The organism is Rhizobium phaseoli (assembly GCF_003985125.1).
Taxonomy (GTDB): Bacteria; Pseudomonadota; Alphaproteobacteria; order Rhizobiales; family Rhizobiaceae; genus Rhizobium; species Rhizobium phaseoli.
Window position 1 is genome coordinate 114,630 of sequence record NZ_ML133581.1, and the last position, 18,148, is coordinate 132,777.

Below are 18,148 nucleotides of genomic sequence, written 5' to 3' on the forward strand. Positions count from 1 at the left end.
CGCGGCCGAATGGCAATGGCGGTGTGGTTCACGCCTGCGTGAGGCTTAGACAAGAGTGCGGGTGCCGGGCATCGTGCCGGCGACAGACGGATCGTACAATATGCCGCCGGCTTGTCGAACGAAAATCGTCGCAGCGGTGCGGGGAGGTGGCCTCGCGTCAGGCCTCGTCCTTGTCCTTGCCGTGAATGTTGTCCCGGATCGAAGCGATCGTGTCCCGGATCTTGCCGACGGTCTCGGCGTCGAGACCGACAGCCTTGCCGATGCAGTCGAACACATGGGCGGCGCGGCTCTTCAGGGCCAGGCCCTTGCTTGTCAGCCGCAACAGCACCTGGCGTTCATCGGCGGGATTTCGGTTGCGGGTGACGAGGCCGACATTTTCCAGCCGCTTCAGCAGCGGGGTGAGGGTGCTGGAGTCGAGGAAAAGCGTCTCGCCGAGATCCTTCACCGTGCGGTCGTCACGCGCCCACAAAGCGGTCATGACGAGGAACTGCGGATAGGTGAGTTCCATTTCGTCGAGCAGGGGGCGGTAAAGCTGGTTGAAGGCGTGGCCGGCCGAATAGATTGAAAAGCATAGCATTTCATCGATCTGGGGCACGCCGGCGAGATCATTCGATGGGGTATTTTTCATCACGCTCTCCTATGGCTCCAATATAATTTGTGCGCGATCTGTTTGCAAGCTATTGACGCTGCGACCGAGACGGACTAACTAGATCGCGTACAAAGAAATCGCTTGCAAATTATATGCCGAACACGAGAGCTCGTGAACGCGAACCCGGTTCGGCGCCTGTGACACTCAACCGACGAAAGGAAATGACCAATGTTCAAATTTGCTGCTGCCGTCGCCCTGGCGGGCGCTCTGTTCTCCGGTGCTGCCGTTGCCGAGCCGGCCAAGCCGACCGTCGTCCTCGTCCATGGCGCCTTTGCGGATTCCTCCAGCTGGAACGGCGTCGTCGAAATCCTGCGCAAGGACGGCTTCCCGGTCGTGGCGGCCGCCAATCCGCTGCGCAGCGTTTCCAGTGACGCCGCCTATGTCTCCGACGTCGTCGGCAGCATCACCGGCCCCGTGGTCCTCGTCGGCCATTCCTATGGAGGGCAGGTGATCTCGGCCGCTGCAAACGGCCACGGCAACGTCAAGTCGCTGGTCTATGTCGCGGCCTTCGCGCCCGATGCCGGTGAAGCGGTTGCCGATCTCGCCGGCAAGTTTCCAGGCGGCACGCTGAGCGGAGCGCTGGCGGCCCCGGTAAAGCTCAGCACCGGCGGCGTCGATCTCTATATCGACCAGGCGAAATTCCATGATCAGTTCGCCAGCGACGTGCCGGCTGAACAGGCCGCTCTGATGGCGGCTGTCCAACGGCCGATCACCGAAGCGGCGCTCACCGAAAAATCCGGCGAGCCCGCTTGGAAGAAGCTGCCGTCCTGGTTCGTCTACGGCACCGGCGACAAGAACATCCCGGCCGCAGCCCTCGGCTTCATGGCCGAGCGGGCAGGGTCGAAGCGCACCGTCGTGGTCGACGGCGCCTCGCACGTCGTGATGGTGTCGCATCCCGAGAAGGTTGCCGAACTGATCGAAGAGGCCGCGAAGTAATAGTCGACCCAAGGCCGCGGCGCGCAAGTGCCGTGGCCCGAATGCCGGCAAGCGGCGCCTGTCACCGCCTGTCACATCTCTGTCAACGACCCCTAATAAGGGAGGGGTGACGCAATCCGAGGACTCCTCCCATGAAAACGATCGTTTCCGCCGCAGCCCTTCTCGCCGCGAGCCTGTTTGCCGTTCCGGCTTCGGCCGCAAACCTCGTTCTCTACACTAGCCAGCCGAACGAAGACGCGCAGGCGACGGTCGATGGCTTCATGGCCGCCAATCCCGATATCAAGGTCGACTGGGTGCGCGACGGCACGCCGAAGATCATCGCCAAGCTGCAGGCCGAGATCCAGGCCGGCAACCCGGTCGCCGACCTTCTGCTGATCGCCGACATGGTGACGCTGGAGCGTCTCAAGGAAGAGGGCAAGCTGCTCGCCTACAAGTCGCCGGAAGCCGCCCAATACGACGCCACCCTCTATGACGCCGACGGCTACTATTACTCGACCAAGCTGATCACCACCGGCATCATGTACAACACCGCGGCCGGCATGAAGCCTGCGAGCTGGAAGGATCTGACCAAGCCGGAAGCCAAGGGGCTCGTCACCATGCCGAGCCCGCTTGCTTCGGGCGCGGCCCTCATCCACGCCCAGACGCTGGCCGCCGTGCCCGGCCTCGGCTGGGATTATTACAAGGCGCTTGCCGAAAACGGCGCGATTGCGGCCGGCGGCAATGGCGCCGTGCTGAAGTCGGTCGCCTCGGGCGAGAAGGCCTATGGCGTAGTCGTCGACTACCTGCCGATCCGCGAGAAGGCCAAGGGCGCTCCCGTCGAGTTCGTCTTTCCGAGCGAAGGTGTCTCTGCCGTCACCGAGCCGGTCGGCATCCTGGCGAGCAGCAAGAATGCCGAGGCCGCCAAGAAGTTCGTCGATTACGTGCTCTCCGAAAAGGGCCAGGAAGGCTTCCTCAAGCTCGGCTATATCCCGGCCCGCAACGGCATGAAGCTGCCGGAAGGCTTCCCGGCGCGCGACAGCATCAAGGTCCTGCCGATTAAGGCCGCTGAAGCCCTGAAGAATACCGACCAGGATCTGAAGACCTTCTCGGGCATCTACGGCTCGAACTGATCTCTTCATGCCAGGCGATGTCAGAGCAGGAAACAGCCAGCCCGCCTGGCTGTTTCCTTTTATCGTCATTACCGTGCTCGTCCTTAGCGTGCTGCCGCTCGCCCGCCTTGCCATGGCGGGGATCGCGGCGCTTGCCAGCGGCGGCGTCATCGATGTGCTGAGCGAGCCGTCGCTCTGGCAGGCGACCTATTACACGCTCGTCACCTCGGTTCTCGGCACGATCTTCTCGCTTCTGATCGGCTGCCTCTTCGCCTTCCTGCTGACGCTGACGGACCTTCCGGGGAAGGGGCCGCTCAGCTTCTTCTTCGTGCTGCCGATGATGATCCCACCGCAGGTGACGGCCCTTGCCTGGGTGCAGATGTCGGGACCGTCAAGTCCGCTGCTGAAGGCGCTTTCGCTTGCGCCGCCGCTCGGTTCGCCGCAGCCGCTCTATTCGGTCGGCGGCATTGCGCTGCTCTACGGCGTGCAGCATGCGCCGCTCGTCTATCTCGCGCTCCGGGCCGGGCTGATGACGCTGCCGCGCGACGGCGTCGAGGCCGCGCGGCTTTCCGGCGCTTCCAGCTTTCGGGTCTTCCTCGACATCATCGTGCCTCTGTCGCTGCCGGGCATCATCGCAGGCGCGGCGATCTCCTTCGTCTCCTGCACCGGCAATTTCGGCATTCCCGCCATTCTCGGCATTCCCGCCTCGATCTTCACCTTGCCGACGCTGATCTTCACCAAGTTTTCCGCTTTCACCAGCCGTACCTTCGGCGATGTCGCCGTGCTCTCGGCGATCATCGCGATGATCTCGGTGGCGGGCTTGATGATCCAGGAGCGGGCGCTCAGAGGCCGCGATTACCGCGTCATCGGACTGTCCGGGGCGAGCGCTGCCTTCGATCTCGGCGCCTGGTGGTTTCTCTTCACGCCGCTCCTCTGGGCAATTCTGTTCGTCATGCTCGCCGCACCCTTCTTCGCGCTCGTCGCCGGCGCGCTGGTTCCGGCTTACGGCGTGCCGCTGACCTTCAAGACCATGTCGCTGCATGCCTTCCAGGAGATCCTCTTCCGGCAGGCTGTGACGCGCACGGCCTTCGTCAATTCGATCTCGCTTGCCGGCGCCACCGCCGTGTGTCTCCTGGTGGTGACCGTGCTTGCCGCCTATATCCTGACGCGGCGCAAGGATGCGGCGTCCCGCATCATCGCGAGCCTGATCGAGATACCCTATTCGCTGCCCGGCATCGTCATGGCAGTCTGCTTCATCCTTGTCTTCGCCGCGCCCATTCCCGTCCTCCACATCTCGCTCTACGGCACGATCTGGATCATTCTCATCGCCTATTTCTCCTCCTTCTTCGCCGTCAGCCTGAAACCCGTGGTCAGCGCCTTCCATCAGCTCGATCCGGCGCTGGAGGAGGCAGCGCGGCTTTCCGGCGCCGGCTTCTTCCGGCGGCTTTCCGATATCGTCGTGCCGCTGATTGCGCCCGCCGCCGGCGCTTCGGTCATCCTCGTCTTCCTGATTGCCTGCAACGAGCTGACGATCTCCGCGCTGCTCTGGTCGGCCGGCACGCAGACGCTCGGTGTCGCCATCTACAATCTCGACGACAGCGGCAGCTCCGACCTTGCCTCGGCGCTGTCGGTCCTCGTCGTCCTGATGGTCGTCATCATGATGCTGCTGCTTGAACTCCTGGCGAAACGCCTGCCGAAAGGGGTGGTGCCATGGCGCAACTGATCCTCAACCGGGTGGCCAAGGATTTCGGCACCGGGCGCGCGGCCGTCAGCGATTTTTCGCTCGATGTCCGAGAGGGCGGTTTCCTGGCGCTGCTTGGGCCTTCCGGCTGCGGCAAGACGACGGTTCTGCGCATGATCGCCGGCTTCGAGACGCCCTCCGACGGCTCGATCCATCTCGGCGAGCGGCTGCTTGCTGATGCCGCCCAATCGCTGCCGCCCGAGAAGCGCAACATGGCGATGGTGTTCCAGTCCTATGCCCTCTGGCCGCACATGAGCGTTGCCGACAATGTCGGCTATCCCCTGAAGGTGCGCGGCGTCTCGGGCGAGGCATACCGGGTGAAGGTCGGCGAGGCGCTTTCCACCGTCCGGCTTGCCGACTATGCCGGCCGGCGGCCGGCCGATCTCTCCGGCGGCCAGCGCCAGCGCGTGGCGCTCGCCCGCTGCCTGGTGACCGCGCCCGATGTCGTGCTGCTCGACGAGCCGCTCGCCAATCTCGACCGGCACCTGAAGCAGGAGATGGAGGAGACTTTCCGCGAATTTCACCAGCGCTCCGGTGCGACGATGATTTACGTCACCCACGACCAGAGCGAGGCGATGGCGCTGGCGACCGATGTCGCCGTGATTTCCGAAGGCCGCGTGCTGCAGGTGGCGCCGCCGGCTGAGATCTATGCACGCCCGGAGGGCCGTATCGTCGGCGGCCTGATCGGACGCGGCGCGATCCTGACGCTGCCTGTCATGGGCGGCGAACGCCATCTGGAATGGGATGAACTGCAGGACGCGCTGCAGGCGGCTAACACCGATGGCGCCGACATTCTCGTGCGGCCGGAAGATGTCATCATCGGCGGCGAGGGGGCTCCGGCAACCGTCGAATCCGTGCTGTTCGAGGGAGAGCGTTACGCCGTGAAGCTGACGCTCGGCAACGGCCAGACACTGCGCGCCTACAGCCGCGTGGCCGTCGTGCCTGGTGAAACGCTTCGCGTCGTGATCCGCGCCGCCTGGCGGCTTTGATGGAACACAGTCAATCGCATTCCGGTTCAAAGAGGGCGGTTGTCCGCATCTTTCTTGGCCCAAGCATCTTTCCCTGTGGCAATTGCCGGGTAAGGTGCTGCCCGCAACCGGACTCTCGCCATGTCGCTTCGCCTCGCCACCTTCAATGTCGAAAACCTGCTGACCCGTTTTGATTTCACCGGCTTCCGCAACCAGCTGCGCCAGGACCGCGTCATCAAGCTTTTCGAGGTATCGAGCGAGGGCGTCTATCAGCAGCTCGAGCAGGCACGGGTGATCGCCGCCACAGACGACACCAGGCAAATGACGGCGCTGGCGATCGCCGATGCGGATGCCGATATTCTTTGCCTGCAGGAAATTGACAATATGGCCGCCCTGCAGGCCTTCGAATACGGCTATCTCTTCCGCATGGTCGGAAACGGCTACCGGCAGAAATTCCTGGTCGAGGGCAATGACAGCCGCGGCATCGATGTCGCCGTCTTGATGCGCGAGGAAACGCGCGACGGCCAGAAGATCGAGCTCAGGGACATCAGAAGCCATGCGATGACGACCTATCGCGACTTCGATCTCTTCGATGAGGACCTGGCGCTCACCAACCGCATCGACGACAAGATCTTCAAGCGCGATTGCCTGGAGCTCGATCTTCTGATCGGCGGCCGACCGCTCTCGCTCTATGTCGTGCATTTCAAATCGATGGGCAACCCGCGCGACGGATTGGACGGGCGGCAATCGACACTGCCGCTCCGTCGCGCCGAGGCGCGCGCCGTGCGCCGCATCATCGAGGAGAGGTTCGGCGCCGGCCACACCGCCAAGAAGAGCTTCGCCATTTGCGGTGATATGAACGATTATCAGGAGCGCGTCGACGTTGTCGGCCGGCGCGGCGCCGGTTATCGTTTCGAGCATCAGCCGGAGGCCGAAAGCGCACTCGACGTGTTCAGTCATGACGGCTTTGTCGAGAACGTCATGGCCCGTCGCCAGCCCCTCGACCGCTGGACGCTCTATCATGCGCGCGGACCGCAGGAGCAGCACCTTTGCCAGCTCGATTATATCTGGCTTTCGCCCGCGCTTGCCGCCCACAATAGCGGCCGTCTGCCCGAAATCATCCGCAACGGCCAACCCTACCGCACCGTCTTTCCGCCAGGCCAGGAGGTGGAGCGATATCCACGCACTGGCTGGGACCGTCCGAAAGCATCCGATCACTGCCCCGTCGTCATGACACTGGATCTCCCATGAAAACCAATTTGAGCATAAAATTTCCGACGAGCGATATTTCCGATGATTTCGCGGGTTGGCCGCCGGAAGCGACGGTTTTCCCGATCGCCGGCGTCGACCTGCGAGTGCTGCCCGGCGCCCATCCCTTCGTCATCGCCGAGGAAGCCGCAATCCGTGAAAACTGGGCGAAGGAAACCGCCGCCAATCCGGCGCTGTTCGACGGCCGCCTGGTGTTCCAGCAGCGGCTGTGGTTCAGCGAAGAGCGGATTGCGGGCGAGGGCTACGTCACTCCATTTTCCGCTTTCATGTGGTGGCGCCGGCAGCCGCAGCGCCAGGGCGGCCTGCACATCTTCGCCTATCCCGTGCTCGAAAGCTCGGACGGCGCGCTCGTGGCGATCCGCATGGGCGCACATACCGCCAATCCCGGCCAAGTCTATTTCGCGGCCGGCTCGCTGGAACCGGAGGACATCGTCGATGGGCGCTGCGACATCGAGGCCAATATGCGCCGCGAAGTTCACGAGGAGACCGGACTGGATCTGGCCGACGCGGTCGCGGGGGAAGGCCTCTTTGCCAGCCATGCCAGGCGCACGGTGACGCTGCTGAGGCTCTTCCGCTTCGACATGACGGCGGACGAGATGGTGAAGCGGATCGAAGCCCACATGCTGGTCGCAGAAGACAAGGAGATCGCCGGGGCAGCCGCTATCCGCTCGGCCGATCCTTCTGCCCATCCGTACAACGTCGCCATGCTGCCGGTGATTGAGTGGTATTTCGGCAAGGCCGGCGTATAGGAGGGGTGAGGGCGGGGCAGCCTCGCCCTTCGGGGCCGCTACAGGGCACCTCACGACGAGGCTGGACAGAGCGCGGCATTCTAAACCTCCCTCATCGTCAGGCGCGCAGGCCACGGCCGGAGCCTCGAAGGACAAGCTCCAACTGTCCTCCTTGCATCCATCCTGCGTTAGCGCCTTGCACTCGACCGCGCGGTCGGGCAGGTTGACGGCGCGATGATCGATTCAAGGAGGCCGATGTGGCGCGAAGCTACAGCGTCTATGACGTGTTCACCGATCGAAAGCTTGCAGGTAACCCGCTGGCGGTGGTCTTCGACGGAGACAATCTCAGCGACGAGGCGATGCAGGCGATCACCCGGGAGATCAATCTCTCCGAGACGGTTTTCGTGCAGCCTTCGACCAATCCCGCCTATGCGGCGAAGCTTCGGATCTTTACGCCGGGCCGCGAGCTGCCCTTTGCCGGCCATCCGACCGTCGGCACGGCAATTGCGCTGGCCGAGCGTGCCCATGGCGCAGCGGCGCTCGACCTCGTTACGGTGCTCGAAGAAAATGTCGGGCCGGTGCGTTGCGCCGTGCGGCTGAGGGAGGGCGAGGCGAGCTTTGCCGAATTCGACCTGCCGCGCAAATCGCAGCAGGCCGTCATGCCGCTCGACAAGCTCGGTATCGCCGATGCTCTATCATTGAAGATCACCGAGATCGGCTTTGAAAATCACGTCCCCTCCGTCTGGAGCGCCGGCGTTCCGTTCCTGCTCATTCCGGTGCACGATGTCGGGGCCGCGCAGCGGGTGGAATTCGACCCGCAGCTCTGGGAAAAGATCGTGCCCTTCGTCGATGGCGCGCTTGCTTCGGCCTATGTCTATTGCCGCGGCGGCGTCAATCATGTGGCGAAGTTTCATGCACGCATGTTCGCCAGTGGCATGGGCATTGTCGAAGACCCGGCCACCGGCGCGGCGGCAGCCGCCCTCTCCGGCGCCATCCGCCATTTCGACCGGCTGACGGACGGGCACCATCCGATCATGATCGAGCAGGGCCTCGAGATGGGCCGCCCCTCTTTCATCCATCTGCATATCGATGTCGACGGCGGGGCGATTTCCAACGCGCGGATCGGCGGCCAGGCGGTGCGGCTGGCGAGCGGTACGCTCGACCTCTGATTTTATTGCATTTCAGCCATGCGCAAAAATCTTTGAGATTAACCAAAGAATTTTCGCCGATGCGCTGGACAAGCCTGCCGATCGTGTTTATACGCCCCGTCACACCGCGCAGCCAAGCGCGAACGGGTGATTAGCTCAGTTGGTAGAGCAGCTGACTCTTAATCAGCGGGTCGTAGGTTCGAGCCCTACATCACCCACCATCATTTCACTTCACCAAGATTTCAGGACAGCGGTTTCCAACTAATTGGAAACGGTTTCCAATTCACATTCCGTTCCTGTTCCAAAAAGCGGCCGACTCGATCTTTCTCCATCGGGCCTCCATAAGCTCCTGAATTCCGGCACCGTCACGCCGAACACTGGGTATCCAACGGCGTCACGCCTCGCCTGACGACCGCATCGACCGTCACCGAAGACTGATCATCCAGTTGTGGCAGCGCGTTTGCTGCGCTTGTGCAAAAACGGGATCACCTTGGGGACGCGCTCTGCATATGACCGGTAGTCCGGAAATGCCGCCCAGAGCACTGTCTCTTCGTTACTCATCCGGCGAAGCTGCAGGCACCAATGCACGACCCCGAGAAATACCGTCCACGGAGAAAAGCTGAACAGGATCATTCCGATAATGAATATCTCCTCGGTCAGGTAGAGCGGGTGCCGGACAATGGAATAGGGCCCCGTTGTGACCAGAGCTCTTGCGCCCGGTGCTATGCTGAAACTGCGGCCGAGGATAGCAAGCATATATGCCGATGAAAGGAAGCCAATGATCATCAAAACCATTGCGGCAATGCGCACAGCGTCCGGCAACACCATTGGCGGAGGCAGGAAGGCGATTAGCAGGAAGAGGAATGTGCCTCCCATCGCCGTCAGGTATGGTTCAACGCCGCGCGCAGACCGCACTTGGGGCATTCTCGTCAGGGTCACGACGCACATCATGCCGATAAATAAGATCGCGGCGATCTCAGCTATTATGAATACGACGCCGTGGGAGGAATAGTCGCCGGTCGTCATCGTCCGCGCGATCTTGGTCCACACAACCAGTATTGAATAGGTGCAGATGCCAATCCGGCCGATGACGTCTGCAATAAACAAGTGTCGATTGCCCATAGGTTCCCCCGCGTTGTTTAAACGCATCTTCGCACGGTTGCGGAAAATAACAATCGCAACCGCTTAAATTGGTGAATACCAACTATTGGGGATGTGACCTACACCGGCGCGCCGCCATCGGAGTACGTCAATTCAACCACGGCGATACGCCAGCAGCCGACCCATGTTGGCCCGGATGCGGATGCGCCGGATGATCTCGGCATGTGTGGAAACGCAGGCGAGGGCGGCCCAGATGATCAACGCGGTTCCGAGCAGCGCTGTAGGCAACGGCAGTGACCAGTCGACGTAACCGGGGAGTGATGATGCCCCAATGCGACCTGCTTCGGATGTGCTTGCCGCTGCATTGGAAAGCACCAGCCCGAGCAGCGCAACATGAGCATGAACGAAGCGTGCCCTAAGAAACCGTTTCGGATGAAAAGAAAGATAGATGCCGAAAATCACCAGCGATGCAAACGCAGCGAGAAGCTCCCACGCCCCCATCCCCGCAGCGCTCAGCAACATAAGGGGTAGGCGCAACACCGGCAGCATCGTCAGGTACAGCTCCCAAGCAAACGGGCGTGACGGATACATGGCCAGCAGTAGCATGCTGGCGGCAAATACTGCGCCGATGGCATAGACCAATGCAGGCCCGAGACGAACAAACGTCAGAACCAAGACTCGCATTCGCTTTCCTCCTCCGGCAGGCCTCGTGGTTCTTGGCAGAATATTCGAAAATGCTTGAGCAGGGCTTACCGCTCGATCAGCGCCACATGCCGGTGGACGACCATCATTGCTCAACCACAGCCATGACTCCGACTGTGGAAAATTTCAACCTTCCTACGCTCGTGATCCCCAACAAGGATACCAGCTCATGAAACTCATTGCCGGTTGGCGACGGATGCTTCTCCGCGTGTGGAGCATTCGACTGCTGCTGCTGGCCGGCGCTCTGTCCGGTCTCGAATTCGCTCTTCCGTATCTCGTCACGCCTCACCTGACCACCGCAACTACCGTCACCGAAGACTGATCGACGACGTCGACTACTGGCGGGCGCTCTGTCGGGTCTCGATGAATATTCTCAGGAGCGGCTTCTCGAACTTCTCATGGATGCGCCAGGAGAACAGCAGGGATGCCGCGACACCGATCGCGATGATGATATCCGCCTGCAACGGGTAGAATATCCAAAGCGTAAGAAGCGCTGAAATCGGGACCGTGTGGAAGAGGTAGAGCGTGTAGGATGCATCTCCGAGATAGGTCCAGACGCTCTTTCCTGCATTGACCTGCATCGTGCCGTAAACGACCAGGCCGGCGGGAATGCCGTAGGCGGCAACGCGCTGCAAGGCATCCTGGCCGATCAGGAAGTCCAGCGTGTTGCCGATGGGTGCGATGCCGAGCGGACCGGCGAGGAGAATGGCGATCGCGCCGACCGGTATGCCCCATCTCGCCGCCTTGATCGACGGCGCGTAGGCGAGGGCGACGCCGATCATGAACTCGAGGATGATCGGGTTTCCGAGAAACTGGAAGATCGGGACCGTCGACCGGAACGCCATCGACACGGCGAAGAGCCCGAGGATCGCCGGCAGGAAGCGCCGATCGACGAGCACAAGCGTCGCCGCGCCATAGAACAGCATTTCGAAACAGAGTGTCCATGCGGCAGGAAGGAGGGGCGCGGCCATCTGGTCAAACGCCGGCCAAAGGGTGATCGTCGCGATTGTCTCCCGCCAGCCGAACCCGGTTTTTGCCGCGATGAGCGCTGCCGGGATTGATGCGAGATAGTACATCGGCAGGATGCGGCGAATCCGTTTCCACGCGAATTGCTGCCATGTCAGGTCGCGGACTGTCCTGGTGATGATGACCCCGGAAATGACGAAGAAGATATCGACACCGGCGGTGCCCGCAACCTGGATCATCGGCGGAAAAATGCCGCTTGATCCGGTGGCTTCGTATGCGGTTAGTGCCGCGTGCAGGTAGACGACCATCATCGCGGCGATGAAACGCAGCACCTGTAGCGACCAGATCACGATTGTTCCCCTCAACCCCAGCCTGCATGAAGATGACTCCGGTTGCGGCGCATTGCAACCTTCCACCCGAACAAGGATACCAGCTCATGAAACTCATTGCCGGTTGGCGACGGGTGCTTCTCCGCGTGTGAAGCATTCGACTGCTGGCCGGCGCCCTGTCCGGTCTCGAATTCGCTCTTCCATATCTCGACGGATATGTGCCGCTGCCGCCGCGGCTGTTTACCGGTCTCTCCAGCCTGACGGTAGCGGCAGCCTTCGGCGCTCGTATCGTTGCACAGAAGGATTTTGACAATGGCAAGTAGACTGAGAAAGGCCGGCTATGGTCTCACCGTCGCGGGCGCGCTCGCAGTCGGATTCGTCGGCGGCAAGCAGGGCGTCAGCACCAGGGCATACTGCGACATCGCCGGGGTTCCGACGATCTGCTTCGTGGAGACCCGTGGCGTGAAAATGGGCGACATCGCCACGATGGACGAATGCAAGGCCATGCTCGGCGACGCGCTCGTCGAATTCGAAAATATGGCGCCTGTCGCAGGCCTTACCAGATTTTTTGATTACTCTTGATCAGCGGTCATAGGTTCGAGCCCTACATCACCCAGCAAACTTCTTGATAAATTTGATTGTTGTGCCAGGGCCGAATTCGTAGGCGGCCGCATGCCCGGGGCTGGCAGCGTTGATCAGCGCGCCCTATCTTCCGCACATAGTGGAGGGGCCAATGAGAACCATAATCTTGGTCGTCGCCTTATCATTGCCGCTGCCGGCCTTGGCCGCAGGCGCAATGGAGGTCCGGGCAAACGATCATAGCTGCGGCGAGATTGCGCAGATCATCCGGCAGAACAAAAAGGTGTTTGTTCGTGTCGGGCTTGGCGGCCGCAGTTTCCGCTATCCGCCGGCGCAGTGCAGCATGGGCGACAAGCGCTCGACGGCAAGTTTCCGCGATGGTGAGGGCAAGTCGTGCGTTCTCGACCACGCTTGCGCCTTCGATCCGGCATCACCCTATAATTTCCTCTAAATCCGGATTTTGCTGTCGATTAGATCGCTGAAGCCTATTGGCTTTGGAGAACAGCACGCATTTATCGTGATTCGTCAGGCCGTTTTATGTTCAGGAGTTTTCATGAAAATCGTCGTCCTCGCCGCCACCCTCCTGCTTCCGTCTGCAGCCCTTGCCGTCGAGGCAGTGGAGGTCAAGGCCAGGGATCATAGCTGCGCGGAGCTCACGCAGATCATTCGTAAGGACAAGGCGGTTTTCGTGCGCATGGGCATCGGTGGCCGCAGTTTCCGCTACCCGCCGGCCCGGTGCAATCTGGGCGACAAGTACGACTCGGCGACGGTGAGGGACGCCAACGGCAAAATGTGCCGTCTCGACTACGAGTGCGTGTACGATCCCCAATCCTTTTACAACAGGATCCCCAAATAACCCCGGCATGCCCGATCACGCATGTGTCTGCGCGCCGACATCGAAACTGTTCGATTTTGCCGGGCCGTCCTTCGGCGTCGCCAGGGCAAGAAAAAAGGCCGGGCGAAACTCGCACCGACCTTCCTCGATTTGTCTCGACAACGGGTGCCAGTACCTCCGTGGTCAACCGTCAGAGACAAACTCTATGGTCCTTAGATAGGACTTGCTTGGCGACGTTCAAGGCCCTGCCGCGGAGAAGAAGCCGGTTTTGGGCCGGCTTCTTTCTGCGACGCTGTGCTTACTGCTGGGCAGGAGCAGCCGGCGGCGTGGCCGGGGCTGGTGCCGGTGCAGGTGCGGGCGTTGCGCTGTTGTCAGTCGGAGCGATCGGCTTGGCCGGCGCCGGCTCGGATTGGGTCGTGGAGGCTGTCGTGTCCGGTGAGGTGCCGGGGCTGCTGCTCCACTGCGAATAGGCGAATGCAGCGACAGCGATCACGGCCAATGCAGCAACCCAGACTACCCACGTATTGCTGCTGCGCGCGGTCGGGGTCGTGCGCAGATCCAGATTCGGATTCAGCGGGCGGTTCGGGTCGTTGGCATTATTGGGGTCGTACGTCATGGTACTTTCTCCTCTTGCGGTGACAAGGAAATGGCGCAACGGGCTTTTTGTTCCATTCTGGAGCCGCGAGGCGAGCAATATCAGGGATTTCCGCCTGCAACCTGCCAGGATCGGCGCTTAAATCTGCCGCGCGGCTGGAGAGCGATGTCAGCGCACTGCCGCCCCTGGCAGTCCGAGCGCTTGACATGGGCGGGTCTCTTTGCGCATGATTTTGCCATGGGGTCGCGATCACCCCACGAGGCGCCATGCCGAAGAATCGCGTCCATTAGAACCGACCAACGGAGGGACGCGTCATGCCGTCATTTCTCGAAATTTCTTCCGATAAACTCAGCCGCCTCATCGGCACGCCGGGTGCGCCTTCCATCATCGATGTTCGCACCGAAGAGGACTTTGCGCTCGATCCGCGGCTGGTGCCGGGCTCGATCCGGCGCAGCCATGCCGATGTCGCGTCCTGGGCCTGCAGCGTCGAAGCCGATGCCGTCGTCGTGGTCTGCCAGAAAGGCGGCAAGCTCAGCCACGGGGTCGCCGCTTATCTCCGCCATGCGGGAATCGAGGCCGAGAGCCTCGAGGGCGGCTTCGAAGCGTGGATCGCTGAAGGACTGGCGGTGCCGGAGGAGAAGCTGCCGCGCCGCGACCTGGAGGGACGCACAGTCTGGGTGACGCGGGCGCGGCCGAAGATCGACCGCATCGCCTGCCCGTGGCTGATCCGACGTTTCGTGGATCCGGACGCTTTGTTCCTGTTCGTGCCGACGCCCGATGTTCTGGACGTCGGAACGCGCTTCGGGGCAACGCCCTTCGATATCGAGGACGTGTTCTGGAGCCATCGCGGCGAACTCTGCACCTTCGACGTCATGATCGAAGAGTTCGCGCTGGCGTCGGAACCGCTCCTGCGCCTGGCGAAGATCGTCCGGGCCGCCGATACCGCAAGGCTCGATCTCGCACCCGAGGCGCCCGGTCTGCTTGCCGCTTCGCTCGGCCTGTCCAGAATGTATTCCGACGATCTGGAGCAGCTCGATGCCGGCATGCTTCTCTATGACGCCTTCTTTCGCTGGTGCCGCGACGCGACGGAGGAAACGCACAATTGGCCCGCTCCGAAGAAGAGGGCATGAGATGGTCGAGATGACAGGAAATGCGTCGGCCGGCAAAATGGCGGAGAAACAAGCAGGCGAGGAGCATCATCACGGCGTTTCGTTCGGCGAAGCCTTCAAGGTCTGGCTGCGGGTCGCGGGCTTGAGCTTCGGCGGTCCGGCCGGTCAGATCGCTGTGATGCACCGGATCATCGTCGACGAAAAGCGATGGATCGGCGAGCATCGTTTCCTGCATGCGCTCAACTACTGCATGCTGCTTCCCGGCCCCGAGGCGCAGCAGCTCGCCATCTATATCGGCTGGCTGATGCACCGGACCCTGGGCGGTCTCGTTGCCGGAATATTGTTCGTGCTGCCGGGGTTTCTGTCGATCCTCTGTCTCAGCTACATCTATGCCGCTTATGGCAACGTCGGCATCGTCGCCGGCCTGTTCTTCGGCCTGAAGGCGGCCGTGCTTGCCGTTGTCGTGCAGGCCGTCATCCGGATCGGCGGCCGAGCCTTGAGGAACAAGGTCATGGTCGCGATCGCGGCAGTCGCCTTTGTCGCCATCTTCTTTCTTCATGTTCCGTTTCCGCTGATCGTGCTTGCAGCCGGAATCACCGGCTTTTTCGGCGGACGGGCCGGGTTTGCGGCCTTCAAGATCGGCGGCGGACACAAGGCCGGCAGCGGGCCGCTGCTGTCGGATGCGGATGCAATGCTGGGCGAGGACATACCGGCGCATGCGCGCCCGAATCTCACATGGTCCTTGCGCATGTCGACGGTGCTGCTTGCCCTGTGGCTCATTCCGGTCGCTGCCTTCTGCCTGGTCTTCGGGGCGGACAGCGTCTTCGCAGAGATCGGCCTGTTCTTCAGCAAGATGGCTGTCGTCACCTTCGGCGGCGCCTATGCCGTTCTTGCCTATGTCGCGCAGGAGGCCGTGCAGCACTTCGGCTGGCTGAAGCCGGGCGAGATGCTCGATGGCCTCGGCATGGCCGAAACGACGCCGGGACCGCTGATCATGGTGGTCCAGTTCGTCGGCTTCATGGGCGCCTACCGCGATCCGGGATCACTGGATCCCATGCTGGCCGCCACGCTTGGAGCGCTGCTGACGACCTGGGTGACCTTCGTGCCGTGTTTCCTCTGGATCTTTCTGGGGGCGCCGTTCATTGAAAAACTGCGCGGCAATATCGCGCTGGCAGCGGCAATGTCGGCGATAACGGCGGCGGTGGTCGGGGTCATTCTCAACCTTGCCATCTGGTTTGGCCTGCACACGCTGTTTGCCGAGGTTGCCGTCGTCAGCCTTGGTGGTCTGCGGCTCGATATCCCCGTGCTGCAATCGGCCATGCCGGCGGCAATGGCGCTGTCAGTCGCCGCCGCGATCGCGATCTTCCGATTCAAGGCCTCCGTCATCGCGACGCTGCTCAGCTGCGCGGCCGCCGGAATGCTCTGGACGCTGGCGATGGGCTGACTAAGCCTCTGCCCCTTCGGCGGCAATGCGGGTCGCGAGCATCTTGTCGATGCGCATGCCGTCCATGTCGATCACCTCGAAGCGCCAGCCGTCGAAGAGGAAGGTTTCGCCGGCTTCGGGGATGTGCTGAAGCTGATGCAGCGCGAAGCCTGCGAGCGTATGGAAATCGGCGTCAGGGCGATCCTTGAGACCCAACCTTTCGAAGGCGTCGAAGGCGGGCATCATCGCGTCGATCAGCAGCGAGCCGTCTTCCCGCACGACGATGTCGGGTTCCTCGTCGGCGCCCGGCAGATCGCCGGCGATGGCTTCCAGCAGGTCTGTCTGGGTGACGATACCCTCGAGGCTTCCATATTCGTCGATGACGATGGCGAGGCGCACGGGTGACGCCTTGAAGCTGTCGATGACGCGCACGACCTTGGTGCCCTCGTGCAGCACCAGGGGTTGCTTGATCACCTCCAGCGGCCGGACCTTTCCGCCGTCCAGGACCTGATCGAGAAGATCCTTCTTCAACACCATGCCGATCGGCTCGTCGATCGAGCCGCGGGCGACCAGCAGCTGCTCGTGGCTGCATTCGCGGATCGTTTTCAGGATCTCCGTCTCGCTGTCGTCGGCATCGAACCATTCGATGTCGAGGCGTGGGGTCATGATGTCGGAGACCGGTCTGTCGCCGATGTTGAATACCCGCTCCACCAGCTGCTGCTGCACGGGGTTCAGAAGCCCGGCTTCCTGGCTTTCGGCGACCAGCAATTTCAATTCCTGCGGCGAGTGGAACGAGGATTCACCGGTTCCGGCACGAAGGCCGACGGCCCGCAGCACGAGGTTGCCCATGCCGTTGAGGGTGAAGATCGCCGGCTTGAACAATACAAGGAAAAGCCCGAGCGGACGCACCACGGCCAGCGAGGTGGCCTCGCTGCGCTGCAGCGCCAGGCTCTTGGGCGCGAGCTCGCCGAGCACGATATGCAGCGCGGTGATGATGACGAAAGCGACGACGATGGCGACGGTATGGGCGCCGGTCGTCGCCCATGGCTCGGGCAGCCAGGAGAGCAGCGGCTCGATCAAGTGGGCGAGCGCCGGTTCGCCGACCCAGCCGAGCGCCAGCGACGAGATGGTGATGCCGAGCTGGGTGGCGGCGAGATTGGCGTCGAGATTGTCGACGGCGCGCTGGAGCGCGGAGGCGTTCATGCGGCCTGCCGCGACAAGCTCGGCGACACGGCTGCGCCTGACCGACACCAGGGCGAATTCGGCAGCGACGAAGAAGCCATTGGCAGCGACGAGAAAGAATACGGCTAGTATCCCGACATAATCGAAGAGCCCGCCCGCGGATTCGGACATATTTTCCTTACCTCAGAATTGACGCGAATCCGAAACTACACGCTGGGGCACGGCTGACAAGGCGCAGCCACTGTTCCTGCGCCGCCGCGGCGGTCATCTCTTAGGCGCTTCGAAGAGCTCGATCGGGTTTCCCGCGGGATCGTCGAGCAGGATCTGCTTGCCGCCGATGCCCTGCACGATCTCATTGCGAAAATGCGCGCCGGCCTGGCGCAGCGTGGCGACTTCTGCCTCGAGGTCGGCGACCTCGATCTGGATGCGGTTCCATCCGCCGGGCTCCGGTTTGCGCCCGTCCGGCATGGCCTGGGAAGCTCCGCCCGGACCCGTCATGCCGCTGACGAGCAGCCGGAAGCCGTCCCTGGTCAGGATGGCGAAGCTTGGTGCCGGGTGAAGCGCGACGGAGAAGCCGAGATGCCTGGTGTAGAATTCCACCGCGGCGTCGACGTCGTCGACGATATAACGCATGCTGATGCCGGGCATGGTTTCCTCCATTGTGCTGTCTAGATGTGAGCTTCCAATAGGTTGTCCATTCGATCCGGACCGGGAAAGCTGAGGTTGTCGAAGCTTCAGTGATTCTCGGGGGACCGAATGGACATCCATATGAATGCCCGCCTCACGCCGCTCAGTCGAGC

General features: G+C 62.2%; 21 protein-coding genes and 1 tRNA gene. 15 read left to right on the forward strand and 7 right to left on the reverse strand.

Annotated elements, in window-relative coordinates:
- Positions 1-157: 157 nt before the first annotated feature.
- Entirely contained in the window at positions 158-628 is a 471-nt protein-coding gene (locus tag EFD56_RS23725; protein WP_064822333.1) for a MarR family winged helix-turn-helix transcriptional regulator, read from the reverse strand.
- A 189-nt stretch (positions 629-817) separates the two neighbouring features.
- Here EFD56_RS23725 and EFD56_RS23730 point away from each other — a divergent pair, with 189 nt between their 5' ends.
- From EFD56_RS23730 to EFD56_RS23765, 8 genes are all read left to right on the forward strand, one after another.
- Positions 818-1,585 carry an alpha/beta fold hydrolase gene (locus tag EFD56_RS23730; RefSeq protein ID WP_126906447.1) on the forward strand — a complete coding sequence of 256 codons (768 nt, stop codon included), beginning with the start codon at positions 818-820 and terminating at the stop codon, positions 1,583-1,585.
- A gap of 131 nt (positions 1,586-1,716) precedes the next feature.
- Complete coding sequence (locus EFD56_RS23735; RefSeq protein ID WP_126906448.1) at positions 1,717-2,694, forward strand: ABC transporter substrate-binding protein; 978 nt, start codon at positions 1,717-1,719, stop codon at positions 2,692-2,694.
- A gap of 7 nt (positions 2,695-2,701) precedes the next feature.
- Positions 2,702-4,396 carry an ABC transporter permease gene (locus EFD56_RS23740; protein WP_126906449.1) on the forward strand — a complete coding sequence of 565 codons (1,695 nt, stop codon included), beginning with the start codon at positions 2,702-2,704 and terminating at the stop codon, positions 4,394-4,396.
- Positions 4,384-5,403 carry an ABC transporter ATP-binding protein gene (locus EFD56_RS23745; RefSeq protein ID WP_126906450.1) on the forward strand — a complete coding sequence of 340 codons (1,020 nt, stop codon included), beginning with the start codon at positions 4,384-4,386 and terminating at the stop codon, positions 5,401-5,403. The genes EFD56_RS23740 and EFD56_RS23745 overlap by 13 nt, the downstream gene beginning before the upstream one ends.
- A 120-nt stretch (positions 5,404-5,523) precedes the next feature.
- Positions 5,524-6,633, forward strand: a complete 1,110-nt coding sequence (locus tag EFD56_RS23750; RefSeq protein WP_126906451.1) for an endonuclease/exonuclease/phosphatase family protein — start codon at positions 5,524-5,526, stop codon at positions 6,631-6,633.
- Positions 6,630-7,400 carry an NUDIX hydrolase gene (locus tag EFD56_RS23755; RefSeq protein WP_126906452.1) on the forward strand — a complete coding sequence of 257 codons (771 nt, stop codon included), beginning with the start codon at positions 6,630-6,632 and terminating at the stop codon, positions 7,398-7,400. The genes EFD56_RS23750 and EFD56_RS23755 overlap by 4 nt, the downstream gene beginning before the upstream one ends.
- A gap of 236 nt (positions 7,401-7,636) precedes the next feature.
- The gene (locus EFD56_RS23760) at positions 7,637-8,548 is read left to right on the forward strand and encodes a PhzF family phenazine biosynthesis protein (protein WP_012484393.1); all 912 of its coding nucleotides are present in this window, start codon (positions 7,637-7,639) and stop codon (positions 8,546-8,548) included.
- Between the two features lie 124 nt (positions 8,549-8,672).
- A tRNA-Lys gene (locus EFD56_RS23765) sits at positions 8,673-8,748 on the forward strand.
- 217 nt (positions 8,749-8,965) lie between these two features.
- On the opposite strand, the gene EFD56_RS23770 is transcribed toward EFD56_RS23765, so the two are convergent.
- Positions 8,966-9,649 carry a methyltransferase family protein gene (locus tag EFD56_RS23770; protein ID WP_170967746.1) on the reverse strand — a complete coding sequence of 228 codons (684 nt, stop codon included), beginning with the start codon at positions 9,647-9,649 and terminating at the stop codon, positions 8,966-8,968.
- A 132-nt stretch (positions 9,650-9,781) separates the two neighbouring features.
- Positions 9,782-10,312 (reverse strand): hypothetical protein, encoded by a 531-nt coding sequence (locus EFD56_RS23775; RefSeq protein ID WP_126906453.1) that lies wholly within the window; start codon positions 10,310-10,312, stop codon positions 9,782-9,784.
- A 187-nt stretch (positions 10,313-10,499) separates the two neighbouring features.
- Here EFD56_RS23775 and EFD56_RS32740 point away from each other — a divergent pair, with 187 nt between their 5' ends.
- A complete protein-coding gene (locus EFD56_RS32740; RefSeq protein WP_164736859.1) occupies positions 10,500-10,652 on the forward strand; it encodes a DUF7940 domain-containing protein in 153 nt (50 codons plus the stop codon).
- 13 nt (positions 10,653-10,665) lie between these two features.
- On the opposite strand, the gene EFD56_RS23780 is transcribed toward EFD56_RS32740, so the two are convergent.
- On the reverse strand, positions 10,666-11,646 hold the full coding sequence (locus EFD56_RS23780; protein WP_126906454.1) for an acyltransferase family protein: 981 nt from the start codon (positions 11,644-11,646) through the stop codon (positions 10,666-10,668).
- A 143-nt stretch (positions 11,647-11,789) separates the two neighbouring features.
- Here EFD56_RS23780 and EFD56_RS33805 point away from each other — a divergent pair, with 143 nt between their 5' ends.
- The 4 genes from EFD56_RS33805 to EFD56_RS23800 all read left to right on the forward strand — a co-directional run bounded on the left by EFD56_RS33805 (position 11,790) and on the right by EFD56_RS23800 (position 13,060).
- Complete coding sequence (locus tag EFD56_RS33805; protein WP_483475673.1) at positions 11,790-11,948, forward strand: DUF7940 domain-containing protein; 159 nt, start codon at positions 11,790-11,792, stop codon at positions 11,946-11,948.
- Positions 11,938-12,207 (forward strand): glycoside hydrolase family protein, encoded by a 270-nt coding sequence (locus tag EFD56_RS23790; protein ID WP_184333706.1) that lies wholly within the window; start codon positions 11,938-11,940, stop codon positions 12,205-12,207. Before EFD56_RS33805 ends, EFD56_RS23790 begins: the two co-directional genes overlap by 11 nt.
- A gap of 151 nt (positions 12,208-12,358) precedes the next feature.
- On the forward strand, positions 12,359-12,655 hold the full coding sequence (locus EFD56_RS23795) for a hypothetical protein (protein WP_126906455.1): 297 nt from the start codon (positions 12,359-12,361) through the stop codon (positions 12,653-12,655).
- 102 nt (positions 12,656-12,757) lie between these two features.
- Complete coding sequence (locus EFD56_RS23800) at positions 12,758-13,060, forward strand: hypothetical protein (RefSeq protein ID WP_126906456.1); 303 nt, start codon at positions 12,758-12,760, stop codon at positions 13,058-13,060.
- Between the two features lie 277 nt (positions 13,061-13,337).
- On the opposite strand, the gene EFD56_RS23805 is transcribed toward EFD56_RS23800, so the two are convergent.
- A complete protein-coding gene (locus EFD56_RS23805) occupies positions 13,338-13,655 on the reverse strand; it encodes a hypothetical protein (RefSeq protein WP_004670549.1) in 318 nt (105 codons plus the stop codon).
- Positions 13,656-13,948: 293 nt separating this feature from the next.
- Here EFD56_RS23805 and EFD56_RS23810 point away from each other — a divergent pair, with 293 nt between their 5' ends.
- Together EFD56_RS23810 and chrA are read left to right on the forward strand one after the other, a co-directional pair.
- Positions 13,949-14,764 carry a chromate resistance protein ChrB domain-containing protein gene (locus EFD56_RS23810; protein WP_126906457.1) on the forward strand — a complete coding sequence of 272 codons (816 nt, stop codon included), beginning with the start codon at positions 13,949-13,951 and terminating at the stop codon, positions 14,762-14,764.
- A gap of 1 nt (position 14,765) precedes the next feature.
- Entirely contained in the window at positions 14,766-16,187 is a 1,422-nt protein-coding gene (chrA, locus tag EFD56_RS23815) for a chromate efflux transporter (protein ID WP_126906458.1), read from the forward strand.
- Here the strand turns inward: chrA and EFD56_RS23820 are convergent, their stop codons facing one another.
- Both EFD56_RS23820 and EFD56_RS23825 read right to left on the reverse strand, forming a co-directional pair.
- Entirely contained in the window at positions 16,188-17,519 is a 1,332-nt protein-coding gene (locus EFD56_RS23820) for a hemolysin family protein (protein ID WP_126906459.1), read from the reverse strand. It abuts the gene before it with no gap.
- 93 nt (positions 17,520-17,612) lie between these two features.
- Complete coding sequence (locus EFD56_RS23825) at positions 17,613-17,996, reverse strand: VOC family protein (RefSeq protein ID WP_064828888.1); 384 nt, start codon at positions 17,994-17,996, stop codon at positions 17,613-17,615.
- Between the last annotated feature and the right edge of the window lie 152 nt (positions 17,997-18,148).